15 protein-coding genes are annotated in these 17,292 nt (G+C 41.0%); 7 read left to right on the top strand and 8 right to left on the bottom strand.

Translation table 11 applies throughout. The annotated features are described in order from the left end of the window. The first annotated feature begins 16 nt into the window (after positions 1–16). The gene (locus tag LVD47_RS07105; RefSeq protein ID WP_236974872.1) at positions 17–1,135 is read left to right on the top strand and encodes a THUMP domain-containing class I SAM-dependent RNA methyltransferase; all 1,119 of its coding nucleotides are present in this window, start codon (positions 17–19) and stop codon (positions 1,133–1,135) included. Positions 1,136–1,686: 551 nt separating this feature from the next. Continuing rightward, entirely contained in the window at positions 1,687–2,133 is a 447-nt protein-coding gene (tnpA, locus tag LVD47_RS07100; protein WP_236974871.1) for an IS200/IS605 family transposase, read from the top strand. A gap of 318 nt (positions 2,134–2,451) precedes the next feature. Here the strand turns inward: tnpA and LVD47_RS07095 are convergent, their stop codons facing one another. Genes LVD47_RS07095 through LVD47_RS07080 form a run of 4 tightly spaced genes read right to left on the bottom strand, consistent with a single transcriptional unit; the run spans position 2,452 to position 5,618 of the window. Further along, the gene (locus LVD47_RS07095) at positions 2,452–3,192 is read right to left on the bottom strand and encodes a LytR/AlgR family response regulator transcription factor (RefSeq protein ID WP_236974870.1); all 741 of its coding nucleotides are present in this window, start codon (positions 3,190–3,192) and stop codon (positions 2,452–2,454) included. Beyond that, entirely contained in the window at positions 3,189–4,226 is a 1,038-nt protein-coding gene (locus tag LVD47_RS24040; protein ID WP_236974869.1) for a sensor histidine kinase, read from the bottom strand. Before LVD47_RS24040 ends, LVD47_RS07095 begins: the two co-directional genes overlap by 4 nt. 14 nt (positions 4,227–4,240) lie before the next feature. After that, positions 4,241–4,894 (bottom strand): pirin family protein, encoded by a 654-nt coding sequence (locus LVD47_RS07085; RefSeq protein ID WP_236974868.1) that lies wholly within the window; start codon positions 4,892–4,894, stop codon positions 4,241–4,243. Between the two features lie 4 nt (positions 4,895–4,898). Continuing rightward, positions 4,899–5,618 carry a dioxygenase family protein gene (locus LVD47_RS07080; RefSeq protein WP_236974867.1) on the bottom strand — a complete coding sequence of 240 codons (720 nt, stop codon included), beginning with the start codon at positions 5,616–5,618 and terminating at the stop codon, positions 4,899–4,901. Positions 5,619–5,889: 271 nt separating this feature from the next. Here LVD47_RS07080 and LVD47_RS07075 point away from each other — a divergent pair, with 271 nt between their 5' ends. After that, the gene (locus LVD47_RS07075) at positions 5,890–6,777 is read left to right on the top strand and encodes a dienelactone hydrolase family protein (protein ID WP_236974866.1); all 888 of its coding nucleotides are present in this window, start codon (positions 5,890–5,892) and stop codon (positions 6,775–6,777) included. On the opposite strand, the gene prmA is transcribed toward LVD47_RS07075, so the two are convergent. The 3 genes from prmA to LVD47_RS07060 are packed head-to-tail and all read right to left on the bottom strand — an operon-like array spanning position 6,769 to position 9,142. After that, complete coding sequence (gene prmA, locus LVD47_RS07070) at positions 6,769–7,617, bottom strand: 50S ribosomal protein L11 methyltransferase (protein ID WP_236974865.1); 849 nt, start codon at positions 7,615–7,617, stop codon at positions 6,769–6,771. The genes LVD47_RS07075 and prmA overlap by 9 nt on opposite strands. Further along, positions 7,610–8,491 (bottom strand): bifunctional methylenetetrahydrofolate dehydrogenase/methenyltetrahydrofolate cyclohydrolase FolD, encoded by an 882-nt coding sequence (folD, locus tag LVD47_RS07065; RefSeq protein ID WP_236974864.1) that lies wholly within the window; start codon positions 8,489–8,491, stop codon positions 7,610–7,612. Before folD ends, prmA begins: the two co-directional genes overlap by 8 nt. A gap of 6 nt (positions 8,492–8,497) precedes the next feature. Then, positions 8,498–9,142 carry an NUDIX domain-containing protein gene (locus LVD47_RS07060; protein ID WP_236974863.1) on the bottom strand — a complete coding sequence of 215 codons (645 nt, stop codon included), beginning with the start codon at positions 9,140–9,142 and terminating at the stop codon, positions 8,498–8,500. A gap of 34 nt (positions 9,143–9,176) precedes the next feature. On the opposite strand from LVD47_RS07060, the gene pyrE reads away from it, so the two are divergent. From pyrE to lysA, 4 genes are all read left to right on the top strand, one after another. Next, entirely contained in the window at positions 9,177–9,815 is a 639-nt protein-coding gene (gene pyrE / locus LVD47_RS07055; RefSeq protein ID WP_236974862.1) for an orotate phosphoribosyltransferase, read from the top strand. Beyond that, positions 9,812–10,885 (top strand): M42 family metallopeptidase, encoded by a 1,074-nt coding sequence (locus LVD47_RS07050; protein ID WP_236974861.1) that lies wholly within the window; start codon positions 9,812–9,814, stop codon positions 10,883–10,885. Before pyrE ends, LVD47_RS07050 begins: the two co-directional genes overlap by 4 nt. An 8-nt stretch (positions 10,886–10,893) precedes the next feature. Beyond that, positions 10,894–11,769 (top strand): UbiA family prenyltransferase, encoded by an 876-nt coding sequence (locus LVD47_RS07045; RefSeq protein WP_236974860.1) that lies wholly within the window; start codon positions 10,894–10,896, stop codon positions 11,767–11,769. 118 nt (positions 11,770–11,887) lie between these two features. Next, positions 11,888–13,141 (top strand): diaminopimelate decarboxylase, encoded by a 1,254-nt coding sequence (gene lysA / locus LVD47_RS07040; RefSeq protein ID WP_236974859.1) that lies wholly within the window; start codon positions 11,888–11,890, stop codon positions 13,139–13,141. A 1,429-nt stretch (positions 13,142–14,570) separates the two neighbouring features. On the opposite strand, the gene LVD47_RS07035 is transcribed toward lysA, so the two are convergent. Beyond that, on the bottom strand, positions 14,571–17,066 hold the full coding sequence (locus LVD47_RS07035) for a TonB-dependent receptor (RefSeq protein WP_236974858.1): 2,496 nt from the start codon (positions 17,064–17,066) through the stop codon (positions 14,571–14,573). Positions 17,067–17,292 lie beyond the last annotated feature (226 nt).

The following is a 17,292-nucleotide window of genomic DNA, read 5'->3' as shown; positions in this document are numbered from 1 at the left end:
CTTATAAATAAATAAAATGGACCAATACGTCGTAAAAACTTATACAGGACTTGAAAAGATTCTGGCGCAGGAGCTAAAAAATATTCATGCGCATAATATAAATATTGAAAAAAGGGCGGTATCCTTTACAGGGACACCTAAAATCATGTATCGAGCTAATTTTGAGTGCAGGACTGCGCTCAAGGTATTGAAAACCATCAGCGATTTTACAATTTCGGAAGCAAAAGACCTGTACAAGAAGGCCATGGATATTGCCTGGGAGGATTACATACCGGATGAACACACCTTCTCCATTGAAAACGATATTATTTCGGATCATTTCGACAATACTATGTACGGAGCATTATTGGTAAAGGATGCTATCGTCGACCGAATTCGAGATAAAAGAGGTAATAGACCTAATGTCAATCGAAAAAATGCAGACATCCAATTCACCGTTTTCATAAGAAATGAAGAAGTAACCCTATTTCTCAATACAAGTGGACCTTCCCTGCACAAAAGATCTTATAAAAAGTATGGGGGAATTGCCCCATTGAGTGAAGTTTTGGCTGCCGGCCTGATCCTCCTTTCTGGCTGGGATCCCACCACCCCATTTCTCAACCCAATGTGTGGTTCCGGAACATTTCTTGTAGAGGCACAGCGTATTGCACAAAACATTCCTCCGCAAATTCATCGTAAATTTTTCTGCTTCAAAAAGTCACCGGATTTTGATGAAGACCGATGGGAGTTGATCCTAAAGGGTTCCAAAATGAGAATCGACCGAAGACCGCCCACCATTATTGGTTTTGACAATAGCCGGGAAGCTGTCAACGGAACAAAGGCCAATACCATGAAGGCCGGAAGTTTCAAATCCTGCCAGATTTATAATTTTGACTTTTTCAAATATAAACCAACCGTTGATTCGGGAACGGTGCTACTAAATCCTCCCTATAATAAAAGACTCCCACTAAAAGATAATCTTCGTTTTTATAAAAGAATAAACTCCACACTCAAACAATTTTACAAGGGGTTTAACGTCTGGTTGATTTGTCCTCACGAAATATCCCTTCGACAGGCAGGGTTTAAGACCGAGAAAGAAATGACTGTTTACAACGGTCCTATACGGTGCCGGTTTGCTAAAATAGATTGTGGATAAATAATTCATTTGGTATTCCCGGCGATTTCGCCCGGGCCATTATCCCAAAGGAATACTCCCCTGTTTCCAGGCTCTCACACCCTATAAAGGCCATCCCGGTAACATATACAATACCTCAAAGGATGGGATACGGTTTGTATCTCTGATTCGACAGTAGTGGCGTTCCCATTGAAATATCATAATGCAAAATATTTTTAGCCCCTATTCAGGCTGTGAAACCAACCTAACAAAACAATATGTATTATATTGCTATCTCGTCGTCCATATTTAGCAATGCTAAAATCATACAGAACCTCATCGCATTTTATCGCCAGTACCGAAAATACAGTTATAGCCTTTAATCAACTCCGAAGGAGTTAAACCCCAATAACGCTGGGTATAGAATACCCGGCGGTTGCATCGCGATATGACTATCAACACGGGAGGTGTTGAACATTCTCATGTACCGGAAGAATCTCAGTCTATATAGAATGGGATAAACCCTTCCTCTAAAATCATTAATTAATTTATTATATTATCGAGAGCTTAAACAAATTTTATCAAATATTATTATGAGTACTAACACCCAAATTCTTTATCACATAGTCTTTAGTACCAAAAATAGAGTACCAGCCCTTAATGAACAAAATCAAGCTATCCTTTTCAAGGATATTTGGGGCATCTTGAATAATAAAAAGTGTCACTTATATCGCATTAATGGTGTAGAAGATCATATTCATATAATTACGCATTTACATCCAAGCATTGCTCTTTCTTCCCTGATAAAATCCATTAAATTGGGTAGTAGTCATTTTATAAAAAAATACCAGCTATTTCCCAACTTCACCGGTTGGCAAAGTGGATATGGAGCATTTACCTATTCAATTAATGAAAAAGAAAATCTGATCCAATACGTTAAAAACCAAAAAGACCATCACAGACGATGCACCTATAAGGAAGAATTGATCATGTTACTCAATGAGCATAGCATAAACTTTGATGAAAGATATTTACTTTAACTTTGAATACAAATGAACGTATTTGATAGTTCAACCCCTTTCAGGGTTGGAAAGGCTCACATTCCATACCCCACATTTCATACGGGGTTATGAATGTTCAATCCCTTCAGGATTGTACTCCTTTAAAACCCTCTTTTCCACTCGAATATTCACGTACTAACCGGCGATTTCGCCCGGGCCATTGCCCCAAAGGATTACTCCCCTGTTTCCAGGCTCTCACACCCTATAAAGGCCATCCCGGTAACATATACAATACCTCAAGGATGATATACGGTTTGTATCTTGAATTCGACAGTAGCGGTGAGAATACCCCTTCCCTCAACCCAATTTTAAAACCTCCTTGAATTTTTTATAGAAAATTTTTCTATATGTTTTGCCAATAGGAATGTCACGATTAGCGATACGTACCATATGATGTCGAACCGAGATTATTCCCTTTACACTAACGATAAAGGAGCGGTGTACACGCATAAAATCATCCGGCAACTCACTTTCCATATCCTTCAAAGTCATCCGGGTAACCACAGATTTTCCCACTTTGAGGTGGAGTCGTAAATAATCAGCCAACCCTTCTACAAACACAATGTTCTCAATGTTGATTTTCACCAGGCTATACTCAGATCTGACTACTAAAAATTTTTCACTCTTTTCCGAACTGGAAGAAAGGCTAGCAATCCGGCCATAGTCCCTGGCCTTTTCCACGGCTTTGGAAAACCTTTCGAAATCGTAGGGCTTCAGTAGGTAATCTACTGCATTCAGATCAAAGCCATCGACAGCATATTCGGAATAGGCCGTCGTAAAAATTACCATGGGGGCATATTTTAGACTTTTGTAAAAATGAATCCCCGACATGGAAGGCATCTGAATATCGAGAAAAAGTAAATCTATGGAATGGTCCTCCAGGTATCTCCGGGCAGCCCGGGTCTGGGTAAAAGTCCCTTCCAACCTCAAAAAATCAAATTCTTTGCAAAACCGATCAATTACTTCCAGGGGTAATGGTTCGTCATCCAGGGCAACCGCCCGAATCATATTCTTTGTATCTATCAAATCAGGTTTCATTGCGATAAATCCAGGTTGAGCTCAATCGAATATTCGTCCTCTGAATCATACCATTCAAGCCGGTGCTTTTGGGGATACTGAAAATCCAATCTGGTCTTTATATTAAGCAAGCCTTTCCCGCTTGACTCGTGTTCTGCCAGTTCTACTTTGACCTTTTTGTTTGTCACTTTCAAATATAAGAAAGAACCCGTACATTCAATTGAAATCCGGATCGATGATTCTTCGTCGGGATTAACACCGTGTTTGAATGCATTCTCGATAATAGGAATTAAAATCAACGGAGCTATTTTTTTACCCGAATAATCTCCACGCACCTCATACTTCAGTTTGACTCCCTGATCCAATCGCATTCTCTGCAAATCTACATAAGCATTGATATACGAAATTTCATCTGATAAATCAACCTCGTATTGGCCAGTGTTTTTAAAAACATATCGCATCATGTGGGATAATGTAAATATTCCTTTTGCAGCCGATTTCGAACCTTCCTTCAGTGCCGTTGAATACAACCCATTGAGGGTATTAAATAAAAAATGCGGGTTAATTTGTCTCCGCAAAGATTCAATTTCCATTTCGTGCTTGGACTTTTCCAATATAAGGATTCGGTCCCTAAGTCTCAGTAAAACAGAAAAAAGCACTACACAGGTAAATAAAAAGATATGATGATTGATGACCATTAAAAAATTGCCATGCTCAGGATGTCCGTGGAAACCCGGCCCTTCAACCGGCCCGTGATTCTGAAATCGCCAGGGGACAAATCCAGTCATCAAAGAGGGAAGCAAACAAATCACCCCCAATGCGAACAGGATAATGAGTCCATACAGAAAAAAATTCTTTCTAAAATATACCCGTGGAATAAATACATAGTAGTTGAGATAAAAAAACACAACCATAAAAAAATTGGCTATCAAATCCCGGATATCGGGTCGGGAAAGATCGAAGTCCGTACCAGGTGGTCTGGGAGAAAGAAAAACGGGAAGCAATAAAAAAACAAATACTCCCATAATATGCCAAAATAAGACTTTACCTCTCACATTTAAATGGTTTACTATACGCCCTGAAATAAAATAATGGAATTTTCCGACAGGGCCTCAAATTCGATCGTAGTAAAACCACAAAGTTCCAGCCCGTCCCGGGCGTGCAATAAGCGGTCCTGGACTTCGAAAACGCCGTCAATTACATACACCAAGATACGCTTATGACATCCATCTACAAACAAATAATCTTGTTCACGCCCTTTATACTGTCCCAACCAGGCCTTACATTTCTCCCCTGTAATCGCCAGGGGTACCAACTTGTTGATTTCCATCTCAAATTCTAATTCACAGCCATCCCGGATCCATCCGGTTCCTGGTGTGAATACAAACTCCAGGAAATTTACCCTCTCCCCCTGCGGATTATGAATTTTAGAAATGGGAGCCCGGACACTACCGGCAAAAATTTTTCCGGGATTAATCTCCAGGGTCTTTCCGTCCGGACCTGACATTTCCAACCCTCCAATCAATGGCATAAATGCCCGGTCATATTCACCATCGAATGGATTACAAAAATAAGCATTCGGTTCCAACACACAATCATTAAATTCCTGTAGAGAGGTACCACCTGCATCTATTGCAAATCCCTGCATTTTTATCAGGCCATCACATTGATCTACCCTTTTCAACTGGGATAGAAAAATGGTCGCTTCTTGATTCACTCCCATAGCACTATCCGTTTACTACAATAGAATGTGTGAGCCCGTAACCTTCATTGATACTTCCCGATAACACCGCCAGTTCGTTTGCCACCCCGTCCGAGAACACATTGTCCTTGGAATTATAAGTATATCCGTTAAGACCTTTGGTATATCCATTTTCAGAAGAAGCATTGACCAGGGCTACAGCACTGTTATCCCCTTCCGGGAATGCCACCTGGGTCACTAACAGGGATTTTCCACTACTATTGTAAATATGAACATGAATATGGGTAGCGCGTCCCTGATACCACCCCGGGAAGATAGTCTTGTACTTTACAACACCATTTTCATCCGACACCTGTCGTCCCCTGAGGAAGTGTACGGCAGAATAATCGTTCCGTTGCATGTTTGTGCCTCCGTATTCGGAATAGTACCCATCTTTGTCACAATGCCATATATCCACAATCGCCCCTTCCAGTGGTAAACAGTCGTTCCCTTTATTCAGGATAATCATTTCCACATCCAACAGGATACCGGTTCGATCTCCTCGGATGTCCAGCCGCTCCAGCGAAGAGGGGTCCTTCGTCGGAAAGGGGCCTGCGGTTTCAGCATTAGTGATTTCACAATCACCGTTACTTCCATTATCCGTTCCCGGTTCGGATAGTATACTATTGTCTTTCATGCACGATGAAATAACCGGAAAAATAATGGTTCCCACGCCTAGTGTTTTTAAGAATTCATTTCGTTTCATAATACTTTTTTTAATTCATTTATTCTGTAAACGGAAAATCCCAGCTTTAGACACACGCTGGATGGAGATATGCGATGAAGGCACGGATAATTGCGAAGAACGGCTCCTGTCATCTAGATTCAGGGTAATCTTTGTACCGCCATTCAAGAAATCAAATAAAGGCCCCGTCACTTTGCTATATAGTCATGAATTACGACAGAAGAAACAAGTTCATGAAAATTCTCCCTTCCCTATCTTTTTTTTGTATTTTACTATGCATAAAACTATACCTATGAAACCACTAAGAAAGGAAGACATCAGCCAGGAAGTATTTGACCTGTATGACGATTATGCCCACAATAAAATCGATCGGCGGCAATTTGTCGAGAGTTTGTCAACATACGCTGTGGGCGGCATCACGGTAGGGGCTCTCTTACAGTTTATACTTCCCAACTATAGTGATACCCGGCAGGTACAGGCTAATGACAAGCGATTGGTTTCGGAATTTATTACCTACCCTTCCCCAGAAGGAGGTGGAGATATCAGGGCTCTTTTATCCTATCCCCGCAAAGTTAAGGGAAGTTTACCGGGTATCGTCGTGGTCCATGAGAACAGGGGGTTAAACCCATATATAGAAGATACGGCCAGGATCGCTGCGTTGGAAGGTTTTATCACGATCGCCCCGGATGCATTATCTCCACTCGGGGGATACCCGGGGAATGACGACGAAGGACGGACTATGCAAAGACAAAGGGACAGGGATAAAATGTTGGAAGATTTTATTTCCGCTTTCGACCATTTGGCAACCCATGAAAAATGCAATGGATATATCGGTGTAGTAGGTTTCTGTTTTGGAGGATGGATTGCCAATATGATGGCTGTCCGCTTACCCGACCTTGCCGGAGCGGTGCCTTTTTACGGGGGACAACCCTCCGGTGAAGAGGCTGCAAAAATACAATCTCCCCTTCTGTTGCAATACGCGGAGCTGGATGACCGGGTTAACGCAGGATGGCCAGATTACGAAGAAGTTTTAATAGAAAACAATATAGAATACACCGCGCACATTTACCCGGGTGTCAACCATGGATTCCACAATAATACAACACCGAGATACGATAAAGAAGCAGCACATCTGGCCTGGGAAAGAACCATTGATTTTTTCAGGGAAAATTTACGGTAATTCTTTTATAAAATGAGCCGCTAGCCATTTCCCTTTGGTAAGATAGGTGCCGGGGCGTAAGCCTACTTTTTCGAATTCGCTTTTTACAAATTCAAAATCGGTCGATAATATTCCAGAAATTACAATACTACCACCGGTTGCCAGGCTCCTGACAAAATATGGCAAATGGTCCAAAATCACATTGCGCGTAATATTGGCTGCAATCACATCGTACTGTATTCCTTTGGGAAGGCTTTCTTGACCACCACAAAATACCTCTATCGTTCCCGCATGGTTAATTTCGATATTGTCTTTGAGATTTTCAAAGGCGTACCGGTCAATTTCATTGGCGACAACAGGTGAAGCCCCCAATAAGTATGCGTATATAGCTAATACACCGGAACCCGAACCAAAGTCCAATACCGAATGACGAACTATTTTTTCGCGAATACCGTGCAGTATGCGAATCATCATTTCAGTAGTTTCATGATGCCCGGTCCCAAATGCCATTTGGGGCATTATCTTAATTTCATTTTCAAACTTCTTACGGGCTGGTTCGTGAAATGGGGCATAAATCCGGCAAATTGTATCGATCTCTACTTCCGCATAATCCGTTTCCCAGGTTTGATTCCAATTTTCAAACGGAACGACTCCAATTTCCACAGTACTTCCGGTGGAGGCCGCCAGTTCCTCTACACGGGCTTCAATAATGTGGTCCCATACCCTTTCTGGAAAATAAGCAATGATTCCATTCTCAACTTCTTCCAAACCATCCACCGGAAAAGAGGAAAGTAAACCAACCAATACTTCGAGCTCCGCACCTGACCTCCCCGAAAAATGGACTTTTACCGAGCTATCCATATACTTCTTTGCGGGCTGCTTTTAAGGTATTCATCAACAAACTTGTAACTGTCATTTGCCCTACTCCTCCTGGAACAGGAGTAATATAACTGGACTTAGCAGCTACATCATCAAAATCAACATCACCTACCAGTTTATATCCTTTCTTGGAATCGGGATCATCGATCCTGTTCATTCCCACATCAATGATTACAGCGCCCTCTTTTACCATATCGGAAGTAATAAATTGAGGAATCCCAATAGCCGCAACAATTATATCTGCCCGTTGTACTTCACTGACGAGATCAGCTGTACGGCTATGCGTCAATGTAACCGTGGCATTGCCAAATTTTGATTTTCGGGACAAAAGAATACTCATCGGGGTACCTACGATATTACTCCGGCCAATTACGACCACATTTTTTCCTTCTGTTTTGATATTATAGCGTTCCAATATTGTCAAAATACCATTAGGTGTAGCGGGTATGTAGCAGGGAAGGCCGATCGCCATTCTCCCTATATTCACCGGGTGAAACCCGTCAACATCTTTTCTCGGGTCAATCGCCAATGTTACTTTAGATTCATCGATATGGCCGGGAAGGGGCAATTGTACGATAAACCCGTCAACATCTTCATTCTCATTGAGGTCATGTATAATATTCATCAATTCCTCCTGTGTGATCTTTTCTGACTTTTTTATGAGAGTGGATTCAAAACCTACCCTTTCACAACTTCGGATTTTATTTCGTACATACGCCTGGCTGGCAGGGTTGTCTCCTATCAATACTGCCGCTAAATGAGGTACTTTTCCACCCTCTTTGACAAATTTTTTGACTTCGTGTTTTATTTCCGATTTGATTTCTTTAGCCAGTGACCGACCATCTATAATTTTCATTTCCACCTATTTTAACTGAGATACTTTTTCCAAATATGTCCCTAAAAGAGATTCTATACTTGCAAAAGTAGGATATTTTTCCTCAATAAATTCATCGGCATACAACCATTTTGCATCCTCAATATCTTCTTCTGCCTGTAATTGAAGCGTTTTATCCGGCCCTGCTTTCATTCTGTACCAATGCGTAATTTTTAAAACCCTTTCTCCACTTTCCGGATCCCTGTAAGTATGTCTGCTTTTTCCGATTTTTTTTCCTACTTCGATTCCCATCAACCCCGTTTCTTCTTCCACTTCACGCAAAGCACAGGTTCTTTTTTTTTCCCCTTTTTCACGTTTCCCTTTTGGCAGGTCCCAAAAACCCCTTCTGTAAATAAATAAAATCTTCCCGTTATTATCTTCCACGATCCCCCCGGAAGCACTGATTTTGTTGAATAAGCGTTTGAAGTCTACCTTAAGTCCCAAATAATCAGAGGAATGTAAAACGATATTCCGCTTCTGATTCGCTTTTTCCAAAAGATCTACATAATTCAACAATACCTTAGCATTTCCCATATACGGAAAAATCTCCCACTTATCTTTACTTTCCAATCGATCCAAATGAGAAGAACTACATAGTAATATTGGATTTTCATTAATATAGATTTTGTACATTTGACTTCATTTATAAGTTTTAAGATACGATAATATGAAGGCTAAACATAAGGAAATTGCGGAAATTTTGCTTGAATTGGAAGCGATAAAACTCAATGTTAATAATCCCTTTACCTGGGCCAGTGGTATTCAATCGCCCATTTATTGCGATAATCGAATGACATTATCCCACCCCGAAGAAAGAAGTTTCATTGCCAAATCCCTGGTGGATATGATTGGACAATGGGGAGAAGCTGATATTATTGCCGGGGTAGCCACAGCAGGGATACCTTATGCTGCATTGGTCGCACACATCATTGAAAAACCCCTTATTTACGTCCGGTCAAAAGCCAAGGGGCACGGCCGGAAAAATTTAATCGAAGGAGATTACAAGCCGGGATCGACGGTAATCGTGATTGAAGACCTTATTTCCACAGGGGGTAGCTCGATAAGTGCCGCCCAAAACCTCCAGGACGAAGGTTTGATCGTAGCGGGTATTGCCTCCATATTTTCCTATGAATTGAAATCTGCTCAAGAAAATTTTGACAAATCCGGAATAAAATATCTTTCTTTGAGCAACTACAAAGCTATGTTGGAGAAAGCCCGCGAAATGAAATATATTAATGAATCTGAATGGGAATCTTTACAGGAATGGAATCAAGACCCCGAAAACTGGAAAAATAACACGCTATGATTTGGGATGAAAAGTCAACAAGTTTTTTAGAAAAATACATCAACAATTCCTCTCCGACCGGCCGGGAAGAATCGGGCCAGAAGCTATGGAGAGACTATATCAGTGAATATGTCGATCAAATTGATTTGGACAATTACGGGACCACATTTGGCATTATCAACCCGGGACAGGAACAGCGAATAGTAATAGAAGCACACGCGGATGAAATCTCCTGGTTCGTCAATTATATTTCCAAAGACGGATTTATCTACGTGGTGAGAAATGGTGGTTCCGACCATGAAATAGCACCGGGGAAACGCGTAAATATCCACACTAAAAATGGCATCGTACGAGGGTTATTCGGATGGCCGGCCATACACACCCGCAAGGGGAAAAATAACTCCAAACCGGAAATTGAAAAGCTTTTTATCGATGTAGGGGCCAAAGATAAAGAGGAAGTACTTTCTATGGGTATTCACGTAGGATGTATCATTACGTATCCTGATACGTTAGAGCTTATGAATGAAAAATACTACGTAGGCAGGGCCCTTGATAACAGGATGGGTGGTTTTTGCATCGCCCAGGTAGCCCGGTTATTACAGAAAAATAACATTCAATTGCCTTACTCCCTGTATATCGTTAATGCCGTACAGGAAGAAATTGGACTGAGGGGGGCCCAGATGATAGCGGAAAAGATCAAACCTCATGCTGCCATCATCACGGATGTAACTCACGATACCACTACCCCCATGATAGATTCCAAGAAATACGGGGATGTACAATGCGGAAAAGGTCCTTCTCTCACCTATGGACCGGCCGTTCATTATAAATTACTCGACCTGATCATTGATACGGCCGAAGAAAATAATATCCCGATTCAACGGGAAGCAGCTTCCCGCAGCACAGGAACGGATACCGATGCCTTTGCTTACAGCAATGAGGGGGTTCCTTCTGCTCTAATATCCCTTCCATTGCGGTATATGCATACAACCGTCGAAACTGCGCATAAAGATGATATTGAGCATGTGATTCACTTGATATACCATTCCCTGCGAAAAATTGAATCGAACCATAATTTCCGTTATTTTTAAACGAATCTATGTTGCATGCCTTGAAAAAGGTAATTAATAAAGTTGGCTATTTTTTATTATTCTCCCACCTATGGTTGGGATTATGTGCCGGTATATTTACCCTCGGTAGTTTCCTGTTGATTCAATCAACTCCGGATGTGACCTATATACTATTCACTATTACCGGAACCGTATGTATATATACCATACATCGGTTTTATAATTTTCAATTGCAAAGGGAAGGAAACTCCTTTATAAAAAAGACCGGCATTGCCTACAATAAGGTTAAATCAACACTACTTATATTATTAATAATCAATGGATTAATAGCTTCTATTTCATTCTTTACTTTGCATGCAAACACACAATGGATACTCATTGGGCCTATTCTCATTTCCATAGTATACGTCATTCCCCTTTTCAATAATAAAAGGTTAAAAGACTTTCCATTGGTTAAAATCTTTGCCATTGCCCTATCCTGGACGTGTATTACATTGGTCGGTCCGATGAGTGCGAGTCCGGGATGGTGGGAAGAATCCGGAAACTGGTTCCTGGTAGCAGAACATATTCTTTTTTTATTTGCCATGGCTATTCCCTTTGATATCAGGGATGAAATAATAGATAGTGAAATGGACATAAAAACCATCCCCACGATTATAGGGATCAACAACAGCCAATACCTGGGATTATTCTGTTTGTTCGGTGCAGCGGCGTGTTTGAAATCGGCTTCGGATAAATTAGCGATTCCCGGAGCGATAGCTGAGTCTTTAATACTGGTGTATATGATCCTGGGATTTTTGATTATTCAAAGCAAAAAGAATCACTCCGAACTTTTCTATCTGCTGTTTCTGGACGGTATTCTCTTTTTATATGGGGGTATTATTTGGATAAATACGGTAATTTGACAAAAGGTAAGAACCCCTTTCCGGCCCAAAGGAGGGAAATATCAACTATTTAGCCGGGAATTAGATTTATAATTCCTAATTTTGCTAACTAATAACATTAATTTTTAAATTTCAATTCATGGAATTAATCAACGGACAGTATTGCATACAGGACATTCCTGTGATAGAGTTAGCCAAAAAATACGAGACACCATTATTTGTATATGATGCCAATAAGATTGAAGAACAGTACAAGAAAATGGTCAACGCATTTGATGTTCCCAAATTGAAGATAAATTATGCCTGCAAAGCATTGACCAATATCAATGTATTAAAATTAATGAAAGAACTGGGTGCCGGTATTGATGCCGTCTCCCCGGAAGAAATAAAATTGAGTTTGCACGCCGGGTTTGAACCGGAAGAGATTGTTTTCACGCCCAATTCTGTGGGAACCGATGAAATAGAAGAAGCGATCAAACTGGGTGTCAAAATCAATATTGACAATATAGAATTATTGGAATATTTTGGGCACCACTACCCTGATTTAAAAATTTGTATCCGGATCAATCCCCACGTTATGGCCGGGGGCAACCGCAAAATATCCGTAGGCCATATTGATTCCAAATTCGGTATTTCCATACATCAAATGCCATTGGTCCTGCGTATAGTAGAAAGCCTTGAAATCCAGGTCGAAGGAATTCATATGCATACCGGGTCTGATATTTTGGACGTTGATGTTTTCCTTTATGCCGCAGATATTCTTTTTAACCAGGCTCGAAATTTCCCGGACCTGGAATATATAGATTTTGGTTCCGGCTTTAAAGTAAAATACAAAAGCGATGATATCGAAACAGATATCGTGCAATTTGGAAAACAAATGTCCAAAAAATTTAACGCCTTCTGTAAAGAAACCGGTAAAGACCTTACCCTGGCCTTCGAACCGGGTAAATACCTGGTAAGTGAAAGCGGTTATTTCCTGGCCCGGACCAATACTATCAAGCAAACAACCAGCACTGTATTTGCGGGTATAAATTCAGGCTTCAACCACATGATCCGCCCCATGTTCTACAACGCGTATCACGAGATTATTAATGTTTCAAATCCTGAAGGGGTTCCTAAACTATATACAGTGGTTGGTTATATCTGTGAAACAGATACTTTTGGGTACAACCGGAAAATTAATACGCTTACGCCCGGAGATATTCTGGTGTTCAAAAACGCAGGAGCCTATTGCTATATGATGGCTTCTAATTATAACTCGAGATTGCTTCCCGCTGAAGTAATGATCAGGGACGGTAAGGATTATTTGATCAGAAAACGACAAAACTTTACAGATTTACTCGTCAACCAGGTGGAGGTCAACCTTCCCGTGGAACAGGTAACAGCCGAGTAATTGTCTAACAAAAGAAAACGGTAACCCGCTTCCAGTATATACATTCGATTGGGGTTACCGTTTATTTATTCTTATGCAAAGTCGCCTAAGATTTTGCCATACCATACCATTTAAATGGATAATTCAACGTGAGCTTGACGAATAATTGATTCTGTCATTATTTTTGCGAAAAAAGCAAAAAATTAATGCCAGAATCGGCGATTCAACTTGTTTTCCACCCTGGGTTGGCCCCCAGGGTTAGTAATATTTCGCCCCTTCAGGGCTCTTATTTACTCTGTCGAACTGACGTTAAATTGGTAATTCAAGGATAGAAGATTGATAGACTCATCAATTGCCCGATGGTATTACCCCGGCAAGTACCATAAATATAACTACCCTCCTGGGTTGCCCTTCCCAGGGAATCCATTAGAATGAATTATGGCTTACAGGACTAATAAAACAAAGATCCTTGTCAGGTCGCTAAGGACTCCCTGGAAGAGTCCCGTTCTCCCGGCAATGTAAGGAAAGATCGTCGGGTCAGTGTCCGGTCACCCAGTGATCCCTTGTGGGGCATTAGCTGCGGGATGACGAGAACCGCAGCGTGATTTTATCTGATAGAAAAATTCTGTGGATTTTGCGCTCAGTCGTTCCAGTCTGTATTTTTGACCCGTAGGTCGAAGATGACTGGCTATAACTCCGATTGCAGGCTATCTGGATAAAGCAAAGGGAAGGTATACTGAAGATTCCTCTTATCGATCCAAGTGTAAGAATTTGAAGTATGGAGTTATCATTTTTGTATACAGTTGCCAAATTCCTATTCTCCAGTGCCCTGAATCCTAAAAATTCATCGAAATGATATCCTCATTACGGCTACCGACAATCTCCATGGTTTTACCGATGATATCATTCACAACGTGTTCCCCCAATCCCACATCGATGTCATCCATCAAATATTCATTGCCTCTAATTAGTTGTTTGGACGAATAAAAAAGAATTTGCCAGAGACCAAAAGGCCATCTTTACCCCTCTCACCCGACAAGCCGATGAAGCCGCTTTAGTCGTTTTTGATCACAAATGAGCCCACAAATATAAATATGCCGTACAGTGTCTATTCCCGACTCCCCGACTATCCGACTATCCTACTATCCGACTACCCAACTAACAGACTAACCTACTCCCCGACTAACCAACTAACAGACTAACCTACTAACAGACTAACCAACTAACAGACTAACCAACTAACAGACTAACCTACTAACAGACTAACCAACTAACAGACTACCCAACTAACAGACTACCCAACTAATCTACTATCCTACTATCCGACTAACCAGACTACCCGACTAACAGACTAACAGACTAACCTACTATCCAACTACCCGACTAACCAGACTACCCAGACTACCCGACTAACAGACTAACCTACTATCCAACTACTAAGCATTTTTCACTAGAACTGCCCCTGGCCACCACCGCCTTGCTGCCCGCCGCCATCGCCACCTTTCAAATCATCATTTTTAATTACACTCTGGCGATTTTGTTGTTTAAAATCCAATTTACCAAAGCGGTAACTAAAATTCACGCCAAAAGATCGGAAAGGAATAGAGAAATCAGACTGTTGCGAAAAATTAGCCCCTTCCAATTCACTGGTAAAGGATTTGGTCGCATTAAACGGATCTATAACGGTCAATCCAACTGTTCCCCTTTCTCCAAAAATCTCTTTTTGTATTCCAAAGTTCATCATAGAAAAAGAAGGTAATTTCCCCTGGATAGACCATCGATGGGAGTTATAAAATGCAAAAAGTTCAGCCTTCCAGCCTTTGCCAAAGTTATAAGACGAACTTACAAACAACCGGTAAATCAGATTACTGGTAGCATCTTCTACATTAAATTCTTCTGCTGCTTCGATCACCTTATATTGGTTAACATCGATATTCCCCCGGAGTGTCAGGTTATTTTTGATCGTGAAAGAGGTAAACAGGTTAGCTCCGTATACATCGGTTTTCCCTACATTCTCAAAAGTATTTACAGAAACACCTTCGTCATTAATGTTCAGGTAACTGGATATGATATCTTTGGTTCTTCGATAATAGGTACTAAAATTGATAACCGTACCTCCCAGGAAAGTAGAATACCCTAGTTCATATTGGTTGGAAAGTTCCGGCTCCAGTTCAGGATTCCCCTCTGTAATGATCTTTCGCTCTTCCTGATTCCTGTACGGGTTGATATAATGCAAACTCGGGCGTTGGATCCGCTGGGTAAAAGACCCTTTGAATGTATTCATTCCTACCTTTTTGGAAAGGATAATACTGGGTAATACATTGCCGTACTCCTGGTCAAATGCACCGGTTCCATCTCCGAATACCCCATCAATAGTAGTATGTTCATATCGTGCCCCGGCCACCATGGACCAGGTCTCAGCAATTGTAAAATTCATAGAGGCATATCCGGCAAATACATCCTGGCCATAAATAAAATCATTGGTCCGGGATGGATCGATTTGAAACTGCCCCTCATCAGACAATACTTTAAAGTCGTAGTCACTATCTATATTTCGGATCACACCTTTCAATCCCGTTTCCAGTTTTACATTTTCTGTAATAGGATTAGTGTAATCCACCTGAAAGGTAGATTCGAAATTGTCACCTATATTTTTATTCTTTTCAGTATAATCCAGTAACGGATCATTGCCTATACGTTCTATGGTTTTATTGTCCCTGCTGATATCGGCATTCAATTGGTAAGCAAATACCAATTCGTGCCCTTCCGTCGAAAATTTGTGTGTATAGTCCGTTGTCCAGTCAAAACCCGAACGGAGATTGTATCCATCATTGAACCGTTGGTATTGTTCCGTCAAATTCTGGACGGGATCCATAAATAATGAATTGAGCTCACTTTCATTATTGAAACTAAATCCCCGGAATGAGATATTGGAATTTATGGAATTAAAGGCATTAAAATCGTAATATGCGCCAAATTTTCCACGGAATCCGATTCGGGAAGTATTATTCGTACCCGACTGGTCAAATATCCTGGTCTGGTCCCCGATCTGGTCCTCCCGGATAAAACTATTCGTTCCTTCCTGCGGCCAACTGTAAAAGAGTCCGCCACCACCATTGATACCAAATCGTTGCTTAACGCCGGAAATATTAAAAGCAGCACGGTTTTGCCGGTTTCCTACCGAGGCGTTAACGTTTCCACTTACGCCCTGAACTTTACTTTTCTTGGTGATAATATTAATGATCCCCCCGGATCCTTCCCCATCGTATTTGGCACTCGGGGTGGTAATTACTTCTACTTTGGATATTTCATCCGCCGGGATCATCTTGAGGGCATCTGCTATGGAGCCGGAAAAAATCCCGGAAGGCTTCCCATTGACCAGGATACGCAAATTCTGCGATCCCCTGAGTGATACATTCCCGTTCATATCGACATTGAGCATAGGTACTTTACGAAGGACATCAGCAGCATCCCCTCCCCTGACGGAAGCATCTTCTTCCGCATTGTAGACCAACCGGTCCACTTTATTCTCTACCAATGCTTTTTGTCCCTCTACCTTTACCGTCTCTAGCAATACCTGGTCACTCATCAAAATTATTGTACCCAGTTCTGAGTCGGGTTCTTTCAGGGTAAGTTCTATATCGGAAATGATTTTGGAAGTATACCCTATAAACGAAATATTTACATCGTATTTACCGGGTTTCAGGTTTCTGATCTCGAAAGATCCATCCGCATTGGAAATCGTCCCATCGATATCTTTTTCAAATCCTGATTTACGCAAGGCAATCGTCGCAAATTCAATGGGACTTTGCGTTACCGAATCAATGACTTTACCCGTAATTTTTCCAACTATCGATGAACCCGGGCTCCCACCCCCTGGAAATTGTGCCCATAAAAATTGGTTAACAACAAAAACAGACAGGATGGCGATTATGTATTTTCTCATTAGATGTGTTTTTTTCAAATCCGTATTAATCTCAATTACAAAAGTATTTTTTAGTTTTTCTCAGAAAGAAATAATTCTACCAACGATTGGTTTTATAAGATCACATAGCATCTATTAACGTTTTTTAACAATCATCAGGGACATACAACAGCATTACCTGCTGTCTGTAAATACTTGGACGATTAAAAGAAGAAAAGGTTTAATGCAGGGAATATATTTATAATCT

The organism is Membranihabitans maritimus, assembly GCF_021729145.1.
GTDB classification, from domain to species: domain Bacteria; phylum Bacteroidota; class Bacteroidia; order Chitinophagales; family Saprospiraceae; genus Membranihabitans; species Membranihabitans maritimus.
The sequence above is the reverse complement of the archived record's forward strand: the minus strand, read 5'-3'. Positions and strand labels throughout refer to the sequence as shown.

What these genes read in the sequence shown, in the direction of transcription:
- LVD47_RS07105 (WP_236974872.1), top strand. Translation starts at nt 17, where the DNA reads ATGGACCAATACGTCGTAAAAACTTATACAGGACTTGAAAAGATTCTG.
- tnpA (WP_236974871.1), top strand. Translation starts at nt 1,687, where the DNA reads ATGAGTACTAACACCCAAATTCTTTATCACATAGTCTTTAGTACCAAA.
- LVD47_RS07095 (WP_236974870.1), bottom strand. Translation starts at nt 3,192, where the DNA reads ATGAAACCTGATTTGATAGATACAAAGAATATGATTCGGGCGGTTGCC.
- LVD47_RS07085 (WP_236974868.1), bottom strand. Translation starts at nt 4,894, where the DNA reads ATGGGAGTGAATCAAGAAGCGACCATTTTTCTATCCCAGTTGAAAAGG.
- LVD47_RS07080 (WP_236974867.1), bottom strand. Translation starts at nt 5,618, where the DNA reads ATGAAACGAAATGAATTCTTAAAAACACTAGGCGTGGGAACCATTATT.
- LVD47_RS07075 (WP_236974866.1), top strand. Translation starts at nt 5,890, where the DNA reads ATGAAACCACTAAGAAAGGAAGACATCAGCCAGGAAGTATTTGACCTG.
- prmA (WP_236974865.1), bottom strand. Translation starts at nt 7,617, where the DNA reads ATGGATAGCTCGGTAAAAGTCCATTTTTCGGGGAGGTCAGGTGCGGAG.
- folD (WP_236974864.1), bottom strand. Translation starts at nt 8,491, where the DNA reads ATGAAAATTATAGATGGTCGGTCACTGGCTAAAGAAATCAAATCGGAA.
- LVD47_RS07060 (WP_236974863.1), bottom strand. Translation starts at nt 9,142, where the DNA reads ATGTACAAAATCTATATTAATGAAAATCCAATATTACTATGTAGTTCT.
- pyrE (WP_236974862.1), top strand. Translation starts at nt 9,177, where the DNA reads ATGAAGGCTAAACATAAGGAAATTGCGGAAATTTTGCTTGAATTGGAA.
- LVD47_RS07050 (WP_236974861.1), top strand. Translation starts at nt 9,812, where the DNA reads ATGATTTGGGATGAAAAGTCAACAAGTTTTTTAGAAAAATACATCAAC.
- LVD47_RS07045 (WP_236974860.1), top strand. Translation starts at nt 10,894, where the DNA reads ATGTTGCATGCCTTGAAAAAGGTAATTAATAAAGTTGGCTATTTTTTA.
- lysA (WP_236974859.1), top strand. Translation starts at nt 11,888, where the DNA reads ATGGAATTAATCAACGGACAGTATTGCATACAGGACATTCCTGTGATA.
- LVD47_RS07035 (WP_236974858.1), bottom strand. Translation starts at nt 17,066, where the DNA reads ATGAGAAAATACATAATCGCCATCCTGTCTGTTTTTGTTGTTAACCAA.